Origin of the sequence: Streptomyces sp. NPDC048462, assembly GCF_043200175.1 — a bacterium.
Lineage (GTDB): Bacteria > Actinomycetota > Actinomycetes > Streptomycetales > Streptomycetaceae > Streptomyces.
Genome location: NZ_JBICXG010000004.1, coordinates 379,132 through 394,726 on the forward strand (window position 1 = coordinate 379,132; position 15,595 = coordinate 394,726).

General features: G+C 72.0%; 13 protein-coding genes. 4 read left to right on the plus strand and 9 right to left on the minus strand.

The genetic code is table 11. The features are described 5' to 3' along the window. Positions 1–103: 103 nt before the first annotated feature. From ACGFU6_RS10210 to ACGFU6_RS10220, 3 genes are all read left to right on the plus strand, one after another. Positions 104–1,030: an oxidoreductase gene (locus ACGFU6_RS10210; RefSeq protein ID WP_393609530.1), complete on the plus strand. Its 927-nt coding sequence runs from the start codon at positions 104–106 to the stop codon at positions 1,028–1,030. A gap of 155 nt (positions 1,031–1,185) precedes the next feature. Beyond that, positions 1,186–2,580: a DUF1800 family protein gene (locus tag ACGFU6_RS10215; protein ID WP_393609532.1), complete on the plus strand. Its 1,395-nt coding sequence runs from the start codon at positions 1,186–1,188 to the stop codon at positions 2,578–2,580. An 11-nt stretch (positions 2,581–2,591) separates the two neighbouring features. Beyond that, positions 2,592–3,908 (plus strand): DUF1501 domain-containing protein, encoded by a 1,317-nt coding sequence (locus tag ACGFU6_RS10220; protein ID WP_393609534.1) that lies wholly within the window; start codon positions 2,592–2,594, stop codon positions 3,906–3,908. A gap of 7 nt (positions 3,909–3,915) precedes the next feature. Here ACGFU6_RS10220 and ACGFU6_RS10225 read toward each other — a convergent pair whose 3' ends face one another. From ACGFU6_RS10225 to xylA, 8 genes are all read right to left on the minus strand, one after another. Then, on the minus strand, positions 3,916–5,334 hold the full coding sequence (locus tag ACGFU6_RS10225) for an ATP-binding protein (RefSeq protein WP_393609535.1): 1,419 nt from the start codon (positions 5,332–5,334) through the stop codon (positions 3,916–3,918). Then, a complete protein-coding gene (locus tag ACGFU6_RS10230; protein WP_393609537.1) occupies positions 5,331–6,041 on the minus strand; it encodes a response regulator transcription factor in 711 nt (236 codons plus the stop codon). Before ACGFU6_RS10230 ends, ACGFU6_RS10225 begins: the two co-directional genes overlap by 4 nt. Then, the gene (locus ACGFU6_RS10235; RefSeq protein ID WP_393609539.1) at positions 6,034–6,255 is read right to left on the minus strand and encodes a hypothetical protein; all 222 of its coding nucleotides are present in this window, start codon (positions 6,253–6,255) and stop codon (positions 6,034–6,036) included. The genes ACGFU6_RS10230 and ACGFU6_RS10235 overlap by 8 nt, the downstream gene beginning before the upstream one ends. A gap of 21 nt (positions 6,256–6,276) precedes the next feature. Next, positions 6,277–7,656 (minus strand): GH1 family beta-glucosidase, encoded by a 1,380-nt coding sequence (locus ACGFU6_RS10240; RefSeq protein WP_393609541.1) that lies wholly within the window; start codon positions 7,654–7,656, stop codon positions 6,277–6,279. Positions 7,657–7,669: 13 nt separating this feature from the next. Next, positions 7,670–8,533, minus strand: coding sequence for a carbohydrate ABC transporter permease (locus ACGFU6_RS10245; protein ID WP_393609542.1), 864 nt, complete (start codon positions 8,531–8,533; stop codon positions 7,670–7,672). Beyond that, positions 8,530–9,498 (minus strand): carbohydrate ABC transporter permease, encoded by a 969-nt coding sequence (locus tag ACGFU6_RS10250; RefSeq protein ID WP_393609544.1) that lies wholly within the window; start codon positions 9,496–9,498, stop codon positions 8,530–8,532. Before ACGFU6_RS10250 ends, ACGFU6_RS10245 begins: the two co-directional genes overlap by 4 nt. Before the next feature lie 9 nt (positions 9,499–9,507). Continuing rightward, entirely contained in the window at positions 9,508–10,770 is a 1,263-nt protein-coding gene (locus ACGFU6_RS10255; RefSeq protein WP_393609545.1) for an ABC transporter substrate-binding protein, read from the minus strand. Positions 10,771–10,838: 68 nt separating this feature from the next. Beyond that, positions 10,839–12,008 (minus strand): xylose isomerase, encoded by a 1,170-nt coding sequence (xylA, locus tag ACGFU6_RS10260; RefSeq protein ID WP_393609547.1) that lies wholly within the window; start codon positions 12,006–12,008, stop codon positions 10,839–10,841. Positions 12,009–12,343: 335 nt separating this feature from the next. Here xylA and yicI point away from each other — a divergent pair, with 335 nt between their 5' ends. Continuing rightward, a complete protein-coding gene (yicI, locus tag ACGFU6_RS10265) occupies positions 12,344–14,599 on the plus strand; it encodes an alpha-xylosidase (protein WP_393609549.1) in 2,256 nt (751 codons plus the stop codon). A gap of 22 nt (positions 14,600–14,621) precedes the next feature. On the opposite strand, the gene ACGFU6_RS10270 is transcribed toward yicI, so the two are convergent. Continuing rightward, on the minus strand, positions 14,622–15,590 hold the full coding sequence (locus ACGFU6_RS10270) for an SDR family NAD(P)-dependent oxidoreductase (protein WP_393609550.1): 969 nt from the start codon (positions 15,588–15,590) through the stop codon (positions 14,622–14,624). Positions 15,591–15,595: the final 5 nt, after the last annotated feature.

Consider the following 15,595-nt stretch of genomic DNA (forward strand, 5'->3'; position numbering starts at 1 on the left):
CAGTACGAGGAGAGGGCCGCATCCCCGGCGACGGGGGTGCGGCCCTCCCGCGTGCGCGGGGGAGCGCAGGTGTGCGACGGCCGCCGCAGGGGAGGTGTGCCGCATGCACTCCTGGAACCTGGACGACATGCCCGACCTCTCCGGTACGACGGCCGTGGTCACCGGCGCAAACAGCGGTATCGGAGCGGTGACGGCCCTCGTCCTGGCGCGCGCCGGCGCCCGTACCGTGCTCGCGTGCCGGGACCCCGGGCGCGGCCGGCACGCTCTGGAGGCCGTCCGCCGCGCCTGCCCCGGTTCGGACACCCGGCTCGTCCGCCTCGATCTCGCGGATCTGGCCTCGGTCGCCGAGGCCGCCGAGCAGATCACGCGGGAGACCGACGGGCGGCTCGACCTGCTGGTGAACAACGCGGGAGTGATGGCGCTGCCGCCGCTGCGCACCGCGGACGGCTTCGAGAAGCAGTTCGGCACCAACCACCTCGGCCACTTCGCCCTCACCCAGCGGCTCCTGCCGGTCCTCGGCCTCCAGGGACCGGCACGCGTGGTGACGCTCTCCTCGCTGGCACACCGGATCGGCCGCATCGACCTCGACGACCTCAACGCCGAGCGCGGCTACCACAAGTGGCGTGCCTACGCGCAGTCCAAGCTCGCCAACCTCCTGTTCACGGCGGAGCTCGACCGGCGCGCCAGGGCCGCCGGCCGGGACCTGACCGCGCTGGCGGCGCACCCGGGCCTGTCGGCGACGGAGCTGGGACAGGCGGGCCCGCGGCTGGCCGGGCGCACCTGGGCGGCCCGGCTGGAGCGGCTCTCCCGCCTGTACACACAGCCGGCCTCCGTCGGCGCGCTCCCGGTGCTGTGCGCGGCCACCCTGCCGGCGGCGGTCGGCGGTGCGTACTTCGGCCCCGGCCGCCTGGGCGAGACCAGGGGCGCCCCGGCCCCCGCCGTCAAGTCCGCACGCGCCCAGGACATGGAGACGGCCGCTGCGCTCTGGGAGGCATCGGCCCGCCTGACCGGGCTGCCGGGCGAGGTGTGACGGCAGCCGGCGCCGCGTGCTGACCGGGCGGCCGGGGAGCGCGCACACCTGCGAGGGCCGGGGGCGGTCCGGCCGGGCGATGCGCCCCGCAGGTTCCCACCGAACTCACACCCTGCGCATACGCCGGTCCCACCCCGGCGGCGCACGGTGGGCGCATGGGACGGCCACTGGACACCAGAGCACACGTCATGCGCCTTCTGCAGCGCACCGGCTTCGACGCCGCGCCGGAAGCCGTCGAGGCGGCGGAGAAGGCGGGATTCGCGGCCACACTGGACCGTGTCCTGGCCCCCGGCGACGACGCCGGTGCCGCCGCCACCCCGCAGCCCCGTCTCGATCCGCTGCCGCGCCGGAAGGCCGGCGGGAAGCAGAAGAAGGGGAAGAACGGCGAGGACGGCAAGAGCACCGGCGCGCCGGGAAGCGACAAGGCGGACGAGGACGCCAAGAAGGCCTTCCGGTCCGCCGTGCGCGAGCAGCGGCAGGACATCGCCCTGTGGTGGCTCGACCGCATGGTCGCCGCCGAGCGGCCGTGGGCGGAGAAGCGCACCCTGCTCTGGCACAACCACTGGGCCACCTCCGTACAGAAGGTGAAGTCCGGCTCCGCCATGCTCGTCCAGAACGAGACGCTGCGGCGCCTCGGCGGCGGCGACTTCCGTACGCTGGCCCGCGCCATGGTCCGGGACCCGGCCCTGATGGTCTGGCTGGACGCCCCCGGCAGCACGGCCGACGAGCCCAACGAGAACCTGGGCCGGGAGCTCATGGAACTCTTCGTGCTCGGCGTCGGCCACTACACGGAGCAGGACGTGAGCCAGGCGGCGGCCGCCCTGACCGGGTGGACCGTCGACCGCAAGGACCCGGACGGCTGGCGGGCCCGCTTCCACCCGGACCGGCACGCCTCCGGCCCGCACACGGTCGTCGGGGCGACCAAGGAGTTCACCGCGGCCTCCCTGATCGACCACCTCGTCGACGTTCCCGACTCCGCCGCGTACCTCGCCACCCGGTTCTGGGGCCGGGTCGTCACCGCAGCGCCGCCCTCGAAGGAGAGCCTGGCGCGCATCACCGCCGCGTACGGGAAGGGGCGTGACGCGACCGCGATGATCCGGGCGATGCTGACGGACCCGGTGTTCGCCGACCCCGGCAGCGTCCTGGCCAAACAGCCCGTGGAGTACGTCGTCGGCGCGCACCGGGCGCTCGGCGTCCGGCCCTCGAAACTGCCCGCGCCGGCGCGGACCAAGCTGCTGCGCACCCTGGAAGGCCTTGGCCAGACGCCGTTCGCGCCGCCCAGCGTGGGCGGCTGGCCGGCCGGCGCGGCGTGGCTGACCGGCGCGGCCGCCCAGGTGCGCATCGCCTTCGCGCAGAGCCTCGTGCACCGGGCCGACCTGACGGACGTCGAGCACGCCTCGGTGAAGGACCGGCCCGCACTGCTCGCCCGCAAGCTCGGCGTCCCGGCCTGGGGTGCCTCGACCTCCGGGGTGCTGACCGCCGCGGCGCGCGATCCGCACCGGGTCACGGCCATCGCGCTGACCGCCCCCGAGTACCTCGTCCTGGCCTGAAGGAGACAACCGTGGACACCTTGACCCGACGCAGGTTCCTCGTCACGAGCGGAGTGGCGGGTGCCGCCGCCCTCGTCGCGGGGGGCACCGCCTACGGCGTGCACGAACTCCTCGCCGCGAACGGTGAGGAGGCCGGTTCCTCCGATACCCCGGTGCTCGTCCTGGTGACGCTGTACGGCGGCAACGACGGCCTCAACACCGTCGTGCCGGCGGCCGACCACGCCTACCAGGACGCCCGCGGCGACCTCGCCTACAGCGAGGACGAGGTGCTGCCGCTGGGCGAGGGGCTGGGCCTCAACCCGGGCCTGAAGGGCTTCAAGAAGCTCTGGGACGACAAGAAGCTGGCCGTGGTGCGCGGAGTGTCCTACCCGCGCCCCGACCACAGCCACTTCCGGTCGATGTCCATCTGGCAGACCGGTTCGCCGGGCAGCCCAGTGCCGTCGGGGTGGCTCGGCCGGTGGCTGGACACCTTCGGCACCGCCGATCCGCTGCGGGCCGTCTCCGTCGGGGCGACGCTGCCGCCGCTGCTCGCCGGTGAGAAGACCGCCGGGGCGGCCGTGCGGCTCGGCGCCGCGGGCGTGCCGGACGCCTGGCTCCGGACCTGCACGGAACTGTCCCGCGCACCCGAGGGGAGCCATCCGCTGCTCGCCCGCGCGGCGTCCTCGCTGGGCGATCTCCCCAAGATCGACGCGGCGTTCCCCCACGACGGCGCGTCAGGAGAGGCCGGCGGAAAGAAGGGCAAGCCCACGAAGTCCGGGAGCGCGACTCCCGGCCCCGGCACGACGGCCGAGGACCCCGGAGCACCTGCGGACGGGGACGAGGACGAGAACCAGGGCGCGTCCGCGGGAGGACAGGGCGAACTCGGCGCGCAACTCGACGTCGTGGCCCGTGCGATCACCGCGGGTGCCAGGACCCGGGCCTACAGCGTCAGCCTGGGAGGCTTCGACACCCATGCCGCGGAGAAGAGCACCCAGTCACGGCTGCTGGGCCAACTCGACCACGACCTGACGGCCTTCCTGGAACGAGTGCGGTCCGCCGGGGGCGGCCGGCGGGTGGTCGTCGCGGTGTACTCCGAATTCGGCCGCACGCTGCGGGCGAACGGCAACCAGGGCACCGATCACGGCACGTCCGGCCCGGTGTTCGTGCTCGGCGACCCGGTGCACGGCGGGTTCTACGGCGACCAGCCGAGCCTGACGCACCTCACCGACGGCGACCTGGCCACGACGACGGACTTCCGCGACGTCTACGCCACCCTTCTGCACAAGGTCCTCGACAGCGACCCGGCGCGGATCCTGGCCGGCCACGACCGGACCCTCGGCTTCCTCTGAGCCGCGCTCAGCCCGGCGCCGCGGGGAGGACCACCCGCACGGTGGTGCCCGAACCGCCGGGCGGGCTCGCCACCTCCACCGCGCCGCCGTGCGAGGCGGCGACCGCGGCGACGATCGCGAGGCCGAGCCCGCTCCCGCCCCCGCTGTGGGTCCCGGCGGCACGGTAGAAGCGGTCCAGCACCCGGGGGAGTGCCTCGGCCGGGATTCCGGGGCCGTCGTCGGCGACCGTGAGGACCGCCGTTCCCGGCGCCTCGCTCACCTCGATCCGGACGGCGGTGCCGGCCGGGGTGTGCACCCGGACGTTCGCCAGCAGATTGTCGACAAGTCTGCGGAGCTGGTCCCCGTCGCCGGTCACGACCGGTCCGCCGCCGGGGACGGACAGCTCCGGCGCGTGCCCCGGACCCACCACCCGGGCCGAGGCCGCCGCGGCCCGGACGACCTCCGCGAGGCGGACCGGTTCCCGGCGGGTGCCCGGGGAAGCGTCCCGGGTGCCCGGGGACGCGTCCAGCCTGGCCAGCGTCAGCAGGTCGTCGACCAGCCGTCGCATCCGCAGCGCCTCGTGCGTGATGCCCTCCATCACGTGCTCCCGCCGCCCGGCGTCGTCGAGGACGCCCTGGTGGTGCAGGTCGGCGTAGCCGAGCACCGCGGTGAGCGGTGTCCGCAGTTCGTGGGAGGCGTCCGCGACGAACCGCCGCAGCCGGGCGTGCGCGTCCTCCTGCCCGTCCAGCATCGTGTTCAGGGCGAGGCCGAGCCGTCCGACCTCGCTCTCCTCGTCGGCGGGCCGCACCCGGCGGTCGCCCTGTCCCGCCGCGATCGCGTCGGCGTCGCGGGCCATCGACTCCAGGGGGCGCAGGCCGCGCCGCAGGACCACCAGACCTGCGGCGGCGAGCAGCGCGATGCCCGCACACGTGCCCACGGCCTCCGCGAGCAGCAGCCGGTCCAGCGTGCCCCGCGCCTGCGTCATCGGCACGGCGACGACCAGAGTGCCGCGCCGGTCGGGCAGCGCGTGGGTCAGCAGCCGGTACTCCGGCCCGTCCGGCGTCACGGAGGGCACGGTCACCGGTCCGTCCGCCGCCCGGAGCGGCGGGTCGGGGACCCGGGGCGGTGGGTCGTCGGGGTCGCGGAGGCCGGGCACCAGGTCCCGGTGGACCCCGTCGGGCTGGATGATCTCCAGGTAGTACTCGGACGTACCCAGCATGCGCGCGCTGCCGGCGAGCCCGCGGGTGGGCGGCAGTTCCTTGCGCACCTGCGTCATCACGCGCCGGTGCACCGCCTGGAGCGAGGTGTCGGTCCGGTCGGTGAGGTAGCCCCGCACCGACCCGTACAGCACGGCGTCCAGCGCGAGCAGAACGGCGGTGGCCAGGACGAGCAGCGTGCACAGCAGCCGGCCGCGCAGCGAACGGGGCAGCAGCCGCCGTGCCGTCATCGCGCGTCCGGAGCGGCGCGCAGGATGTAGCCGACACCGCGCCGCGTCTCGATCAGCGGCGGCCCGAGGGCGTCCAGCTTGCGGCGCAGGTAGGAGATGTAGGTCTTCAGGACACCGGCATCCCCGTCCCCGTGCTCCCAGACGTGGGCCAGCAGCTGCTCGCGCGTCAGCACCCGCCCGGTGTTGAGCAGCAGGTGGTGCAGGAGCCGGTACTCGGTGGGTGACAGCTCCACCGGCCGGCCCGCCCGTCGCACCTCGTAGGCCGCGGTGTCCATCTCCAGGTCGCCGCAGTGCAGCAGACCGTCGGTGCCCGGCGCGGCCGCGCTCTCCGCGCCGCGCCGCAGCACGGCCCGCACCCGGGCGGCCACCTCCGCCAGCCGGAACGGCTTGGTGATGTAGTCGTCCGCGCCCAGGTCGAGGCCGCCGACGACGTCCTCCCCGCTCTCGCGCGCGGTGAGGAAGACGACCGGGACCCGTGATCCGCCGGCGCGCAGCCTGCGTACCACCTCGAAACCGTCGAGGTCCGGCAGCATCACGTCGAGCAGGACCAGGTGCGGGGAGTCCTCCCGTACCCGGGCGAGCGCGTCCCGGCCGCACGCGGCCTCCCGCACCTCGTAGCCCAGAAACCGCAGGGACGTCGCCAGCACGTCGAGGATGGCGGGCTCGTCGTCCACCACGAGCACCCGTATCCCTGTTCCCTCAGCCATCCGGCCATGGTGTCAGGGCCGTGGCGCCCGAGGTACCCCGAGGCCCGCGCACCGGCGGACCGCACCTCCGGTGCCCGGGGGTGCGGTTGATCGCCGTGGGCTTGTACCGGGCGGCGGCCCTGCCGGTGCCCTTGTACAGGTAGAGCTCACCCTTGGCGTTGCGGGCGACCAGGTCCGCGATGCCGTCCAGGTCGAGGTCACCGGGGGCGAACACGGTGTTGTACCGCTGACGCGGTTACTTCCGGTGGGCCGCGATCAGCTCCTGGTACCAGTGGTAGCTGTCCTTCGGGGTGCGTTCCTGGGTGTCGTAGTCGACCCGGATGATCCCGAACCGCTTCGCGTACCCGAGCGCCCACTCGAAGTTGTCCAGCAGCGACCAGACGTAGTAGCCCCTGACCTCCACGCCCGCGTCCATCGCCGCCCGCAGCGCCGTCAGATGGGTACGGAGATAGCCGACGCGGTCCGCGTCGTGCACCGAGCCGTCGGCGTCCACGGTGTCGGACTCCGCCGAGCCGTTCTCCGTGATGTGCACCGGCGGCAGCGCGTCGCCGTAGGTCTCCTTCAGCGCGGTCAGCAGCTTGGTGAAGGACTCCGGCACGACCGGCCAGCCCATCGCCGTCCGGCGCACGCCGGGGTAGCTGCCCTCGCTGTAGCGGTTGTCGGTGGCGACCCGCAGCGCCGGGTCGGCCTCGCGGTGCGGGGCGTCCGCGACCACGATGGGGCGGTAGTAGTTGATGCCGAGGAAGTCCAGCGGCCGGGAGATGAGCTCCAGGTCGCCCTCGTGGCGGAAGTCCTGCGCGGTGATCAGCTCGCCCCAGGTCTCCTCCTCGGTGGCCGGGTAGCGGCCCGCGAGGATCGGCTCCGTCCACACCAGGTTGTGCTGGGTGTCGGCGCGGACGACGGCGGCCAGGTCGGCGTCCGAGCCGGTGGCCGGGACGTTGCGGTCGAGGTTGAGCGTGATGCCCGCCTCGCGCACCCCGGCCGCCCGCAGCTCCCTCATCGCCAGGCCGTGGCCGACCAGCAGGTGGTGCGCGGCGGCCATCGCGCCCCGCCCCTCCTTCGCGCCGGGCGCGTGCCGGCCCACCGAGTAGCCCAGGAACGCGCTGCACCACGGCTCGTTGAGGGTGATCCAGCGCGGCACCCGGTCGCCCAGGTGCTCGGCCATGATCCCGGCGTACTCCCCGAAGCGCTCCGCGGTCTCGCGCACCCGCCAGCCGCCCCGGTCCTCCAGCGCCTGGGGCAGGTCCCAGTGGTAGAGGGTGGCGGCCGGTTCGATGCCCGCTTCGAGGAGCGAGTCGACGAGCCGGGAGTAGAAGTCCAGTCCCTTCGGGTTGACCGCGCCGCTGCCGTCCGGCTGGATCCGTGACCAGGCGACGGAGAAGCGGTAGGAGTCCACGCCCAGTTCGCGCAGCAGCGCCACGTCCTCGGGGTAGCGGTGGTAGTGGTCGCAGGCGACGTCACCGGTGTCACCGCCGTCGGTCTTCCCGGGCGTGTGGCTGTAGGTGTCCCAGATGGACGGGCCGCGGCCGTCCTCCCGGACGGCGCCCTCGATCTGGTACGAGGCCGTGGCCGCCCCGAAGACGAAGCCGGGCGGGAACACGGGGAACTCACTCATGGGAACGCAGTCCTTACTTGACCGAGCCGCCGGTGATCCCGGCGGCGATGTACTTCTGCGACAGGACGAGCAGGACCGCCGCCGGGATCGCCGACAGCACGGACGCCGCCATGACGGAGCCCCAGTCGCCCACATGGGCGCCGATGTACTGGTAGATGCCCAGCGTGATCGGCTTGACGTCGTCCGTGGTGTTCAGCGTCAGCGCGAACATGAAGTCGCTCCACGCGTAGAGGAACGAGAACAGCCCGGCCGTGATCAGGGAGTTGCGGCTCATCGGCAGCACGACCCGCACGAAGGTGCGCAGGCGTCCCGCACCGTCCACCTCGGCCGCCTCGATGACCTCGCGCGGGATGGCCACCATGAAGGAGCGCATCAGTACGATCGCGAACGGGATGCCGAGCGAGGCGTCGGCCAGCATCAGTCCGGCGTAGGAGTTGACCAGGCCCATGTCCACGTAGGCGCTGTACAGGGCGTTGGCGACGACGATGCCCGGCACCATCTGGGTGATCAGGGTGCCGAAGACGATCGTCCTGGTGCCGCGCAGCCTGAACTGGGCGAGGCCGTAGGCGGCGGGCGCCGAGACGGCCAGGCAGATGACCACCGCACCGAGCGCGACGGCCAGCGAGGTCAGCAGGTTGCGGCCCTGGTCGGTGACGGCCGAGCGGAAGCCCGACAGGTCCAGGCTGTGCGGGAAGGGGTCGACCTCAAGCAGTCCGGACTCGGGCTGGAGCGCGGTGTTCACCATCCAGTACAGCGGGAACAGCATCACGCACAGCACCACGACGCCGAAGACCGTGGCGCCCCAGCGCCGCTTCGGCCGGCCGGTGGCCCGCGTGGGGGCGGCGGGGGTACGCGCAGTGCTCGCCATGCCGGTCACTTCCCCTCGTTGCGGTTGGCCCGCAGGTAGAACACCGCGAAGACGGCGGAGATCAGGATCAGGATGTTGCCGACCACCGCGCCCGCTCCGAAGTCCAGCTGGACGAAGGAGTTCTGGTACGTGAGCGTGCCGAGCGTCTGGGTGGAGTCGGCGGGGCCGCCGTCGGTGAGGGCGAGGATCAGGTCGAGGACCTTCACCGTCGACATGAAGCCGAGCACCAGGACGACGGTGATGACGGGCCGCAGCATCGGCAGGGTGATCGAGCGGAAGGCCCGCCAGGCCGAGGCGCCGTCGAGGGAGGCGGCCTCGTACAGCTCCCTGGGGACCTCCTGGAGGCCGCCGTAGAGGATCACCATGTTGAACGGGATGCCGATCCAGATGTTCACCAGGACCACCGAGAACAGCGCCATGCCCGTGCTGGTCAGCCACGGGGTGTCGCCGCCGAGGCCGATCGTGCCCAGGAAGGAGTTGAGGACGCCGGTGTCCTGGTCGAGGATGCGCCGCCAGACGACACCGGAGACGACCATCGGGACCAGCCACGGCAGCAGGATCAGCGACCGCAGGATCCCGTTCAGCGGGAAGCGGCGGCTGAAGAACACCGCGAGGCCCAGACCGATGCAGAACTGCCCGATCAGCGAGCCGACGGTGAACAGGATGGTGTGCCACAGGGCCTTGCCGAACAGCTCGTCGTTGAAGACGCCGCTCCAGTTGGCCGTGCCGTTGAACGGGGAGCTGCCCGTGAAGAACGTGGACGGTGAGTAGTCCTGGAAGCTCATCACGATGTTGCGGACGAGCGGATAGCCGAAGAAGAGCGCCATGAAGATCACGGCGGGGGCGATGAAGCCCCACTGGGCCAGGCGCCTGCGAAGGCGGGTGCGCGCCGGGTTCGGCGGCTTCGCTGCCTTCGCGGCCTTCGTGGCGGGGAGCGCCGGACCGGCGGCTGCGGAGGCGGTGGTGGTCGACATTCGTGTACCTCAGTTCCCGCTCGTGGCGCGCTGCTGGGCGCGCTTGAGGGCGGCCTCGCTCGACTCGCCGGTGAGGGCGGACTGGAAGGCGCTCTGCAGCGCGAGGGAGACGGACGACCAGCCCGCGCCGAGCTTCGCGGTGCGCGAGCGGGCGGTGGCGACCTGGTCGGAGAGGGCGGCCAGCTCCGGGACCTTCTCGCGCCACACGGCGGCGGCCTTCTTGTTGGCCGGGACCATCCAGCTGTTGAGCGCGTAGGTGATCTGTTCCTGCTCGCCCGACATACAGCCGATGATCTTCGCCGACATCTTCTGCCGGGCGCTGTCACCGGTGTTGGGCACGGTCAGGATCCCGCCGCCCAGCGGACCGACCGAGTCGTCCCCGGCCTTCGGGACCGGGATCTCGGCCATGCCCCAGTGCAGCGCCTTCTTGGTGTTGAGGGTTTCGACCTGCCACGGGCCGTTGATCATCATGGCGGCGTTGCCGGCCATGAACTGGTCGTTCACATCGGCCTGGGTCCAGTTGACCGTCGACTTGGACAGCGAACGGTCCTTCAGCAGGTCCTTCCAGTAGTCCAGCGCCCCGGCCACCTGCGGGCTGTCGAGCTTCGTCTCGTCGCCGCCGTTGGACCACATGAACGGGGTGAACTGAAAGACGCCGTCCTCCGCGCCGCCCGCACTGAGCGCCAGCCCGTACCGCTTGCCCCGGGTGAGCTTCTTCGCGGTCGAGCGCATCTCGGCCCAGGTGGTGGGCACCTTCAGGCCGGCCTTGTCGAGGGTGTCCTTGTCGTAGAACAGCGCCAGGGTGTTCACCGTGCGCGCCGCGCCGTAGTAAGTCCCTTCGTACGAGCCGAAGTCGACGATTCCCCGGGGGATGTCGGTGGTGGTCAGGCCGAGCTCCTTCAGCGGGATCAGGCCGCCGGCTTCGGCGAACGTCGGCATCTCGGAGGCGTCCAGCTGGAGGACGTCGGGCAGCGACTTCGAGGACGCCATCCGCAGGGCCTTCGTCATCACCTGGGCGGCCGGGACGCTCTGCTGCTCGATGGCCACCCCGAGCCGCTTGCCGCACCGGGCCAGCGTCTGGGCGTCCCAGCGGTGGTAGGACTCGTCGGTCGACGAGTTCATGACGGTGTACACGTCCGGGTCCCGCTGCTGTCCGCAGCCGGACAGGACCGCGCCGCCGGTCAGTGCGCAGACGACGGTCAGCGGAACGATGACCCGCCGGTGGGGACGACGGCGCCGGTGGCGCAGGCCGTCCGGGGGAGCTGCTGTCACGAGGGTGCCCTTGCGTGGGAGGGGTACGAAGGGGTGCCCGGCGGTGGTGGCCGGACACCCCGGGGGCGTCAGCTGACGCCGAGCAGGTGCTCCATGGCGAGCTGGTCCAGGGCCTCGAACGCCATCGAGCGCTCGGCCGCCGCGGTCACGTCGAACTCCTCGTAGGCGGTGCGGTCGGCCAGCAGCCCGGCCACACCGTCCGCGGCGGTGGGCCGCGCGAGCTCGTCCAGCCGGGAGGCGGCCAGCGCCTCCTTGACGGCAGGGTCGGAGCGGAACGCCAGGGCGCGCTCCTTGAGGATCAGGTAGTTGCGCATGCAGTTCTTCGCGGACTCCCAGACCCCGTCGATGCCGTCGGTGCGCACCGGCTTGAAGTCGAAGTGCAGCGGGCCGCTGAACTCCGAGCTCTCCAGCAGGTCGACGAGCCAGAAGGCCTGGCGCAGGTCGCCGGCGCCGAAGCGGAGGTCCTGGTCGTACTTGATGCCGGACTGGCCGTTGAGGTCGATGTGGAAGAGCTTGTCCGCCCACAGCGCCTGCGCGATGCCGTGGGCGAAGTTGAGCCCGGCCATCTGCTCGTGGCCGACCTCGGGGTTCACGCCGTACAGCTCGGGGCGCTCCAGGCGCTCGATGAAGGCCAGCGCGTGCCCGACGGTCGGCAGCAGGATGTCGCCGCGCGGCTCGTTCGGCTTGGGCTCGATGGCAAAGCGGAGACCGTAGCCCTGCTCGGTCACGTACTCGCCGAGCAGGTCGAACGCCTCCTTCATCCGGTCCAGCGCGAGCCGGATGTCCTTCGCACCACCGGACTCCGCACCCTCACGGCCACCCCAGGCCACATACGTCTCGGCGCCCAGCTCGACGGCCAGATCGATGTTGCGGATCACCTTGCGCAGCGCGAACCGGCGCACGTCACGGTCGTTGGACGTGAACCCGCCGTCCTTGAACACCGGATGCGTGAACAGGTTCGTCGTCGCCATCGGCACCTTGAGACCGGTGCGGTCCAGAGCGTCCTTGAAGCGGGTGACGAGTGCGGCCCGCTCGGAGTCCGTCGAGCCGAACGGGATCAGGTCGTCGTCGTGGAACGTCACACCGTGCGCGCCGAGTTCCGCGAGTCGCTCGACGGACTCGACCGGGTCCAGGGCGGGGCGGGTGGCGTCACCGAAGGGGTCGTTGCCGCGCCAGCCGACGGTCCAGAGCCCGAAGGTGAACCTGTCGGCGGGGGTGGGGGTGAAGCGGTTCGACATACTGCTGCCTCTTGTCGACATGCCCGGACAGCTGCGCCGCCGCCCGACCGATTTGTTTGCTGGCAGTACTAATACGCCATACCGGCGTTTGTTTCTAGACCATCCTTGTGACAGGCCCGTCACGCAGAGGTAATTCGGGAGCGTGATGCGCGGCATCGAGCCTCGGCCTGGGCCGGTCCAACTCCGTGACCATGGATTGTCGAAGCGCTTCGAAGAATATTTGTTTTGTGTACGATCAAAACTGGGATCAGCAGCACGGCCCGGTAGCGCCGGCCCGTCCACCCACTCCTGACGACGCAGCCCGAACGCCCCCGTACCGGCTAAGGAAGACCCCCATGAAGTTCACCGACGGCTTCTGGCAGATGCGAGACGGTGTGGACGCCTCGTACGCCACCGAACTCCGCGACCTGCGGCTCGACGCCGACCGGCTCACCGCCCACGCGGCCGTCAAGCGTGTGACGCGGCGCGGTGACACGCTCAACGCACCGCTGATCACGGTGGAGGCGTTCGCCCCCGCCGAGGGCGTCATCGGTGTCCGCGTCACCCACCTCGCGGGCAGACGCCGCCCCGGCCCCGACTTCGTGCTGCCCGGCGCCGCCGGGGACACCGCGGCCACCACCCGCGACGACGGGACGGCCGCCGAGCTCACCAGCGGCCCGCTCACCCTCCGGCTGCCCACCGGGGGCGACTTCGGCCTGGAGTTCCTGGACGCCGACGGCCGCCTGCTGACCGCCGCCGGGCGCAAGGGCACCGCCTTCGCCACGACGGGGGGCGGCGGCCACCACATGCTCGCGCAGCTCGCGCTCGGCGTCGGCGAGACGATCCACGGTCTCGGCGAGCGGTTCACCCCGTACGTCAAGAACGGCCAGGTCGTCGACATGTGGCAGGCGGACGGCGGCACCAACACCGAACAGGCCTACAAGAACGTCCCGTTCTACCTGTCGTCGCGCGGCTACGGCGTCTTCGTCAACCACCCGGGCAAGGTCTCCTTCGAGGTCGGCTCCGAGGCCGTCGGCCAGGTGCAGTTCAGCGTCCAGGACCAGGTCCTGGAGTACTTCGTCGTCGCCGGCCCCACGCCCAAGGACGTCCTCACCCGCTACACCGCGCTCACCGGCCGCCCTGCCCTCCCGCCGGCCTGGTCCTTCGGCCTCTGGCTCACCACCTCGTTCACCACCGACTACGACGAGGAGACCGTCACCTCCTTCGTGGACGGCATGTCCGAGCGCGGCATCCCGCTCTCCGTCTTCCACTTCGACTGCTTCTGGATGCGCGAGTACCAGTGGTGCGACTTCGAATGGGACCCGGACACCTTCCCCGACCCGGTCGGCATGCTCGCCCGGCTCAAGGAGAAGGGCCTGAGGATCTGCGTCTGGATCAACCCGTACATCGCGCAGAAGAGCGCCCTGTACGCCGAGGGCGCGGAGAAGGGCTACTTCGTGCGCACCCCCGAGGGCGACATCTGGCAGTGGGACAAATGGCAGGCCGGCATGGCGCTGGTCGACTTCACCGACCCCGAGGCCACCGCCTGGTTCCAGGGCAAGCTGAAGACCCTCCTCGACCAGGGTGTCGACGGCTTCAAGACGGACTTCGGCGAGCGCATCCCCACCGATGTCGTCTGGCACGACGGCTCCGACCAGGAGCGGATGCACAACTACTACACGCACCTGTACAACAAGGCCGTCTTCGAACTCCTGGAGAAGGAGCGCGGCCAGGGGGAAGCGGTCCTGTTCGCGCGTTCCGCCACCGCCGGCGGCCAGCAGTTCCCCGTCCACTGGGGCGGCGACTGCTGGTCCTCCTTCGGCGCGATGGCAGAGTCGTTGCGCGGCGGACTTTCCCTCTCGCTCTCCGGCTTCGGCTTCTGGAGCCACGACATCGGCGGCTTCGAGGGCACGCCCGACCCGGCGGTCTTCAAGCGCTGGCTCGCCTTCGGCCTGCTCTCCTCGCACAGCCGCCTGCACGGCTCCTCGTCCTACCGGGTGCCGTGGGAGTTCGGCGACGAGGCGGTCGCGGTCGCCAGGCAGTTCACCGAACTGAAGCACCGGCTGATGCCCTACCTGTACGGCGCGGCCGTCGAGGCCCACCGCACCGGCGTCCCGACCATGCGCCCGATGCTGCTGGAGTTCCCCGACGACCCGGCCACCCGCACGGTGGACCGCCAGTACCTGCTGGGCCCCGACCTCCTCGTGGCGCCGGTCTTCAGCGAGGACGGCCAGGTCGAGTACTACGTCCCCGAGGGCACCTGGACCCACTTCCTGACCGGCGGGACCGTCACGGGACCCGCCTGGCACCGCGGCACCCACGGCTTCGACAGCCTCCCGCTCCTGGTCCGCCCCGGCGCGGTCCTGCCGCTCGGCGCGGACGTCTCGCGCCCCGACGGCGACTGGACGCAGGACCTTCAGCTGCGGGTTTTCGCCCCCGAGGGCCTGGGCGACTTCACCCGCACGGTGACGGTCCCCGGCCTCACGGGCGCCCCGGCCGCCACGTACGAACTGGTCCGCGAGAGCGGCACGCTCCGGGTCACGGCGGACACGGACCGGCCGTACGAGGTCGTGGTCGTCGGTGACGCCTTGCTGGACGTTGTCATGGGCTGAGGCGGTACGGCGGCCCGGTCCGTCACGGCGTGGGAGGCGTCGTGACGAAGGGCGCGAAGTCGATGCCGGCCGTTTCACTGCTCGCGTCCCACAACCGCTCCGCGACGCAGGTTTCCGTGAGGCGGTCCCACACCGGTTCGCGCCGTGGCCTGCCGCGCAGCCCGAAGACGCGCGGCCCCCACAGTTCCCCGCCGAGCACGGCAGGGTCGAGCACGGCCCGGACCGCGGGCCACGCGCCGGCGTGCTTGCCCTGCAGGAGGAGGCCGGCCGGCGCTCCACCGAGCCGGGTGCCCGCGGTCCGCACATGGACGGGCGGCCGCGACGGGGTGAGTGAGTCGAGTGCCCCGCCGGGATGGACCACCATGCTCGCCACCGTGCTCCGGGCGGCGCGCAGCCTGCGGTCGAGTTCGAGGGCGAAGTGCATCTGTGCCAGCTTGGAGCGGCCGTAGACGCGCTTGGGCCGGTAGTCCTGAAGGGACTGCAGATCGTCCAGGCAGAGCTGCTCGGACTTCGCAGCGAAGCTGCCCATGGTCACGACGCGTGCCGCCGGTGCGGCCGACAGCAGCGGCATCAGCCACCGGGTCAGCGCGAAGTGGCCCAGATGATTGGTGCCGAACATGAGCTCGTGGCCGGCTCCGGTCTCCTGGCGCGGCGGGTCGTCGAGGGCGACGCCGGCGTTGAGGACCACGGCGTCGAGGCGCTCCACCTCCAGGCAGTCCACCGCCGGTCCGAGCGACGCGAGGTCGGCGAGATCCAGCCGGACGGCCCGCACCTGGGCGCCGGGCACCCGTGAGCGGACCGAGGCGCAGGCGGCTTCCGTCTTCGCGGGACTCCGGCCGGCCAGCACGACGGTGGCGCCCGTCGCGGACAGCTGCTCCGCGATGAAATACCCGATACCGGCATTGCCGCCGGTCACCAGGAAGACGCTGCCGGCGGCGCGCGGTGGCCGGTGGACGTCCCAGGGCGGCGCGGGAAACGTGGACGACGACATGGCGA

Excerpts from the sequence above, each read along its gene's own strand:
- ACGFU6_RS10225 (WP_393609535.1), bottom strand. The coding sequence starts at position 5,334 with ATGACGGCACGGCGGCTGCTGCCCCGTTCGCTGCGCGGCCGGCTGCTG.
- ACGFU6_RS10240 (WP_393609541.1), bottom strand. The coding sequence starts at position 7,656 with ATGAGTGAGTTCCCCGTGTTCCCGCCCGGCTTCGTCTTCGGGGCGGCC.
- ACGFU6_RS10215 (WP_393609532.1), top strand. The coding sequence starts at position 1,186 with ATGGGACGGCCACTGGACACCAGAGCACACGTCATGCGCCTTCTGCAG.
- ACGFU6_RS10250 (WP_393609544.1), bottom strand. The coding sequence starts at position 9,498 with ATGTCGACCACCACCGCCTCCGCAGCCGCCGGTCCGGCGCTCCCCGCC.
- ACGFU6_RS10230 (WP_393609537.1), bottom strand. The coding sequence starts at position 6,041 with ATGGCTGAGGGAACAGGGATACGGGTGCTCGTGGTGGACGACGAGCCC.
- ACGFU6_RS10210 (WP_393609530.1), top strand. The coding sequence starts at position 104 with ATGCACTCCTGGAACCTGGACGACATGCCCGACCTCTCCGGTACGACG.
- ACGFU6_RS10270 (WP_393609550.1), bottom strand. The coding sequence starts at position 15,590 with ATGTCGTCGTCCACGTTTCCCGCGCCGCCCTGGGACGTCCACCGGCCA.
- yicI (WP_393609549.1), top strand. The coding sequence starts at position 12,344 with ATGAAGTTCACCGACGGCTTCTGGCAGATGCGAGACGGTGTGGACGCC.
- xylA (WP_393609547.1), bottom strand. The coding sequence starts at position 12,008 with ATGTCGAACCGCTTCACCCCCACCCCCGCCGACAGGTTCACCTTCGGG.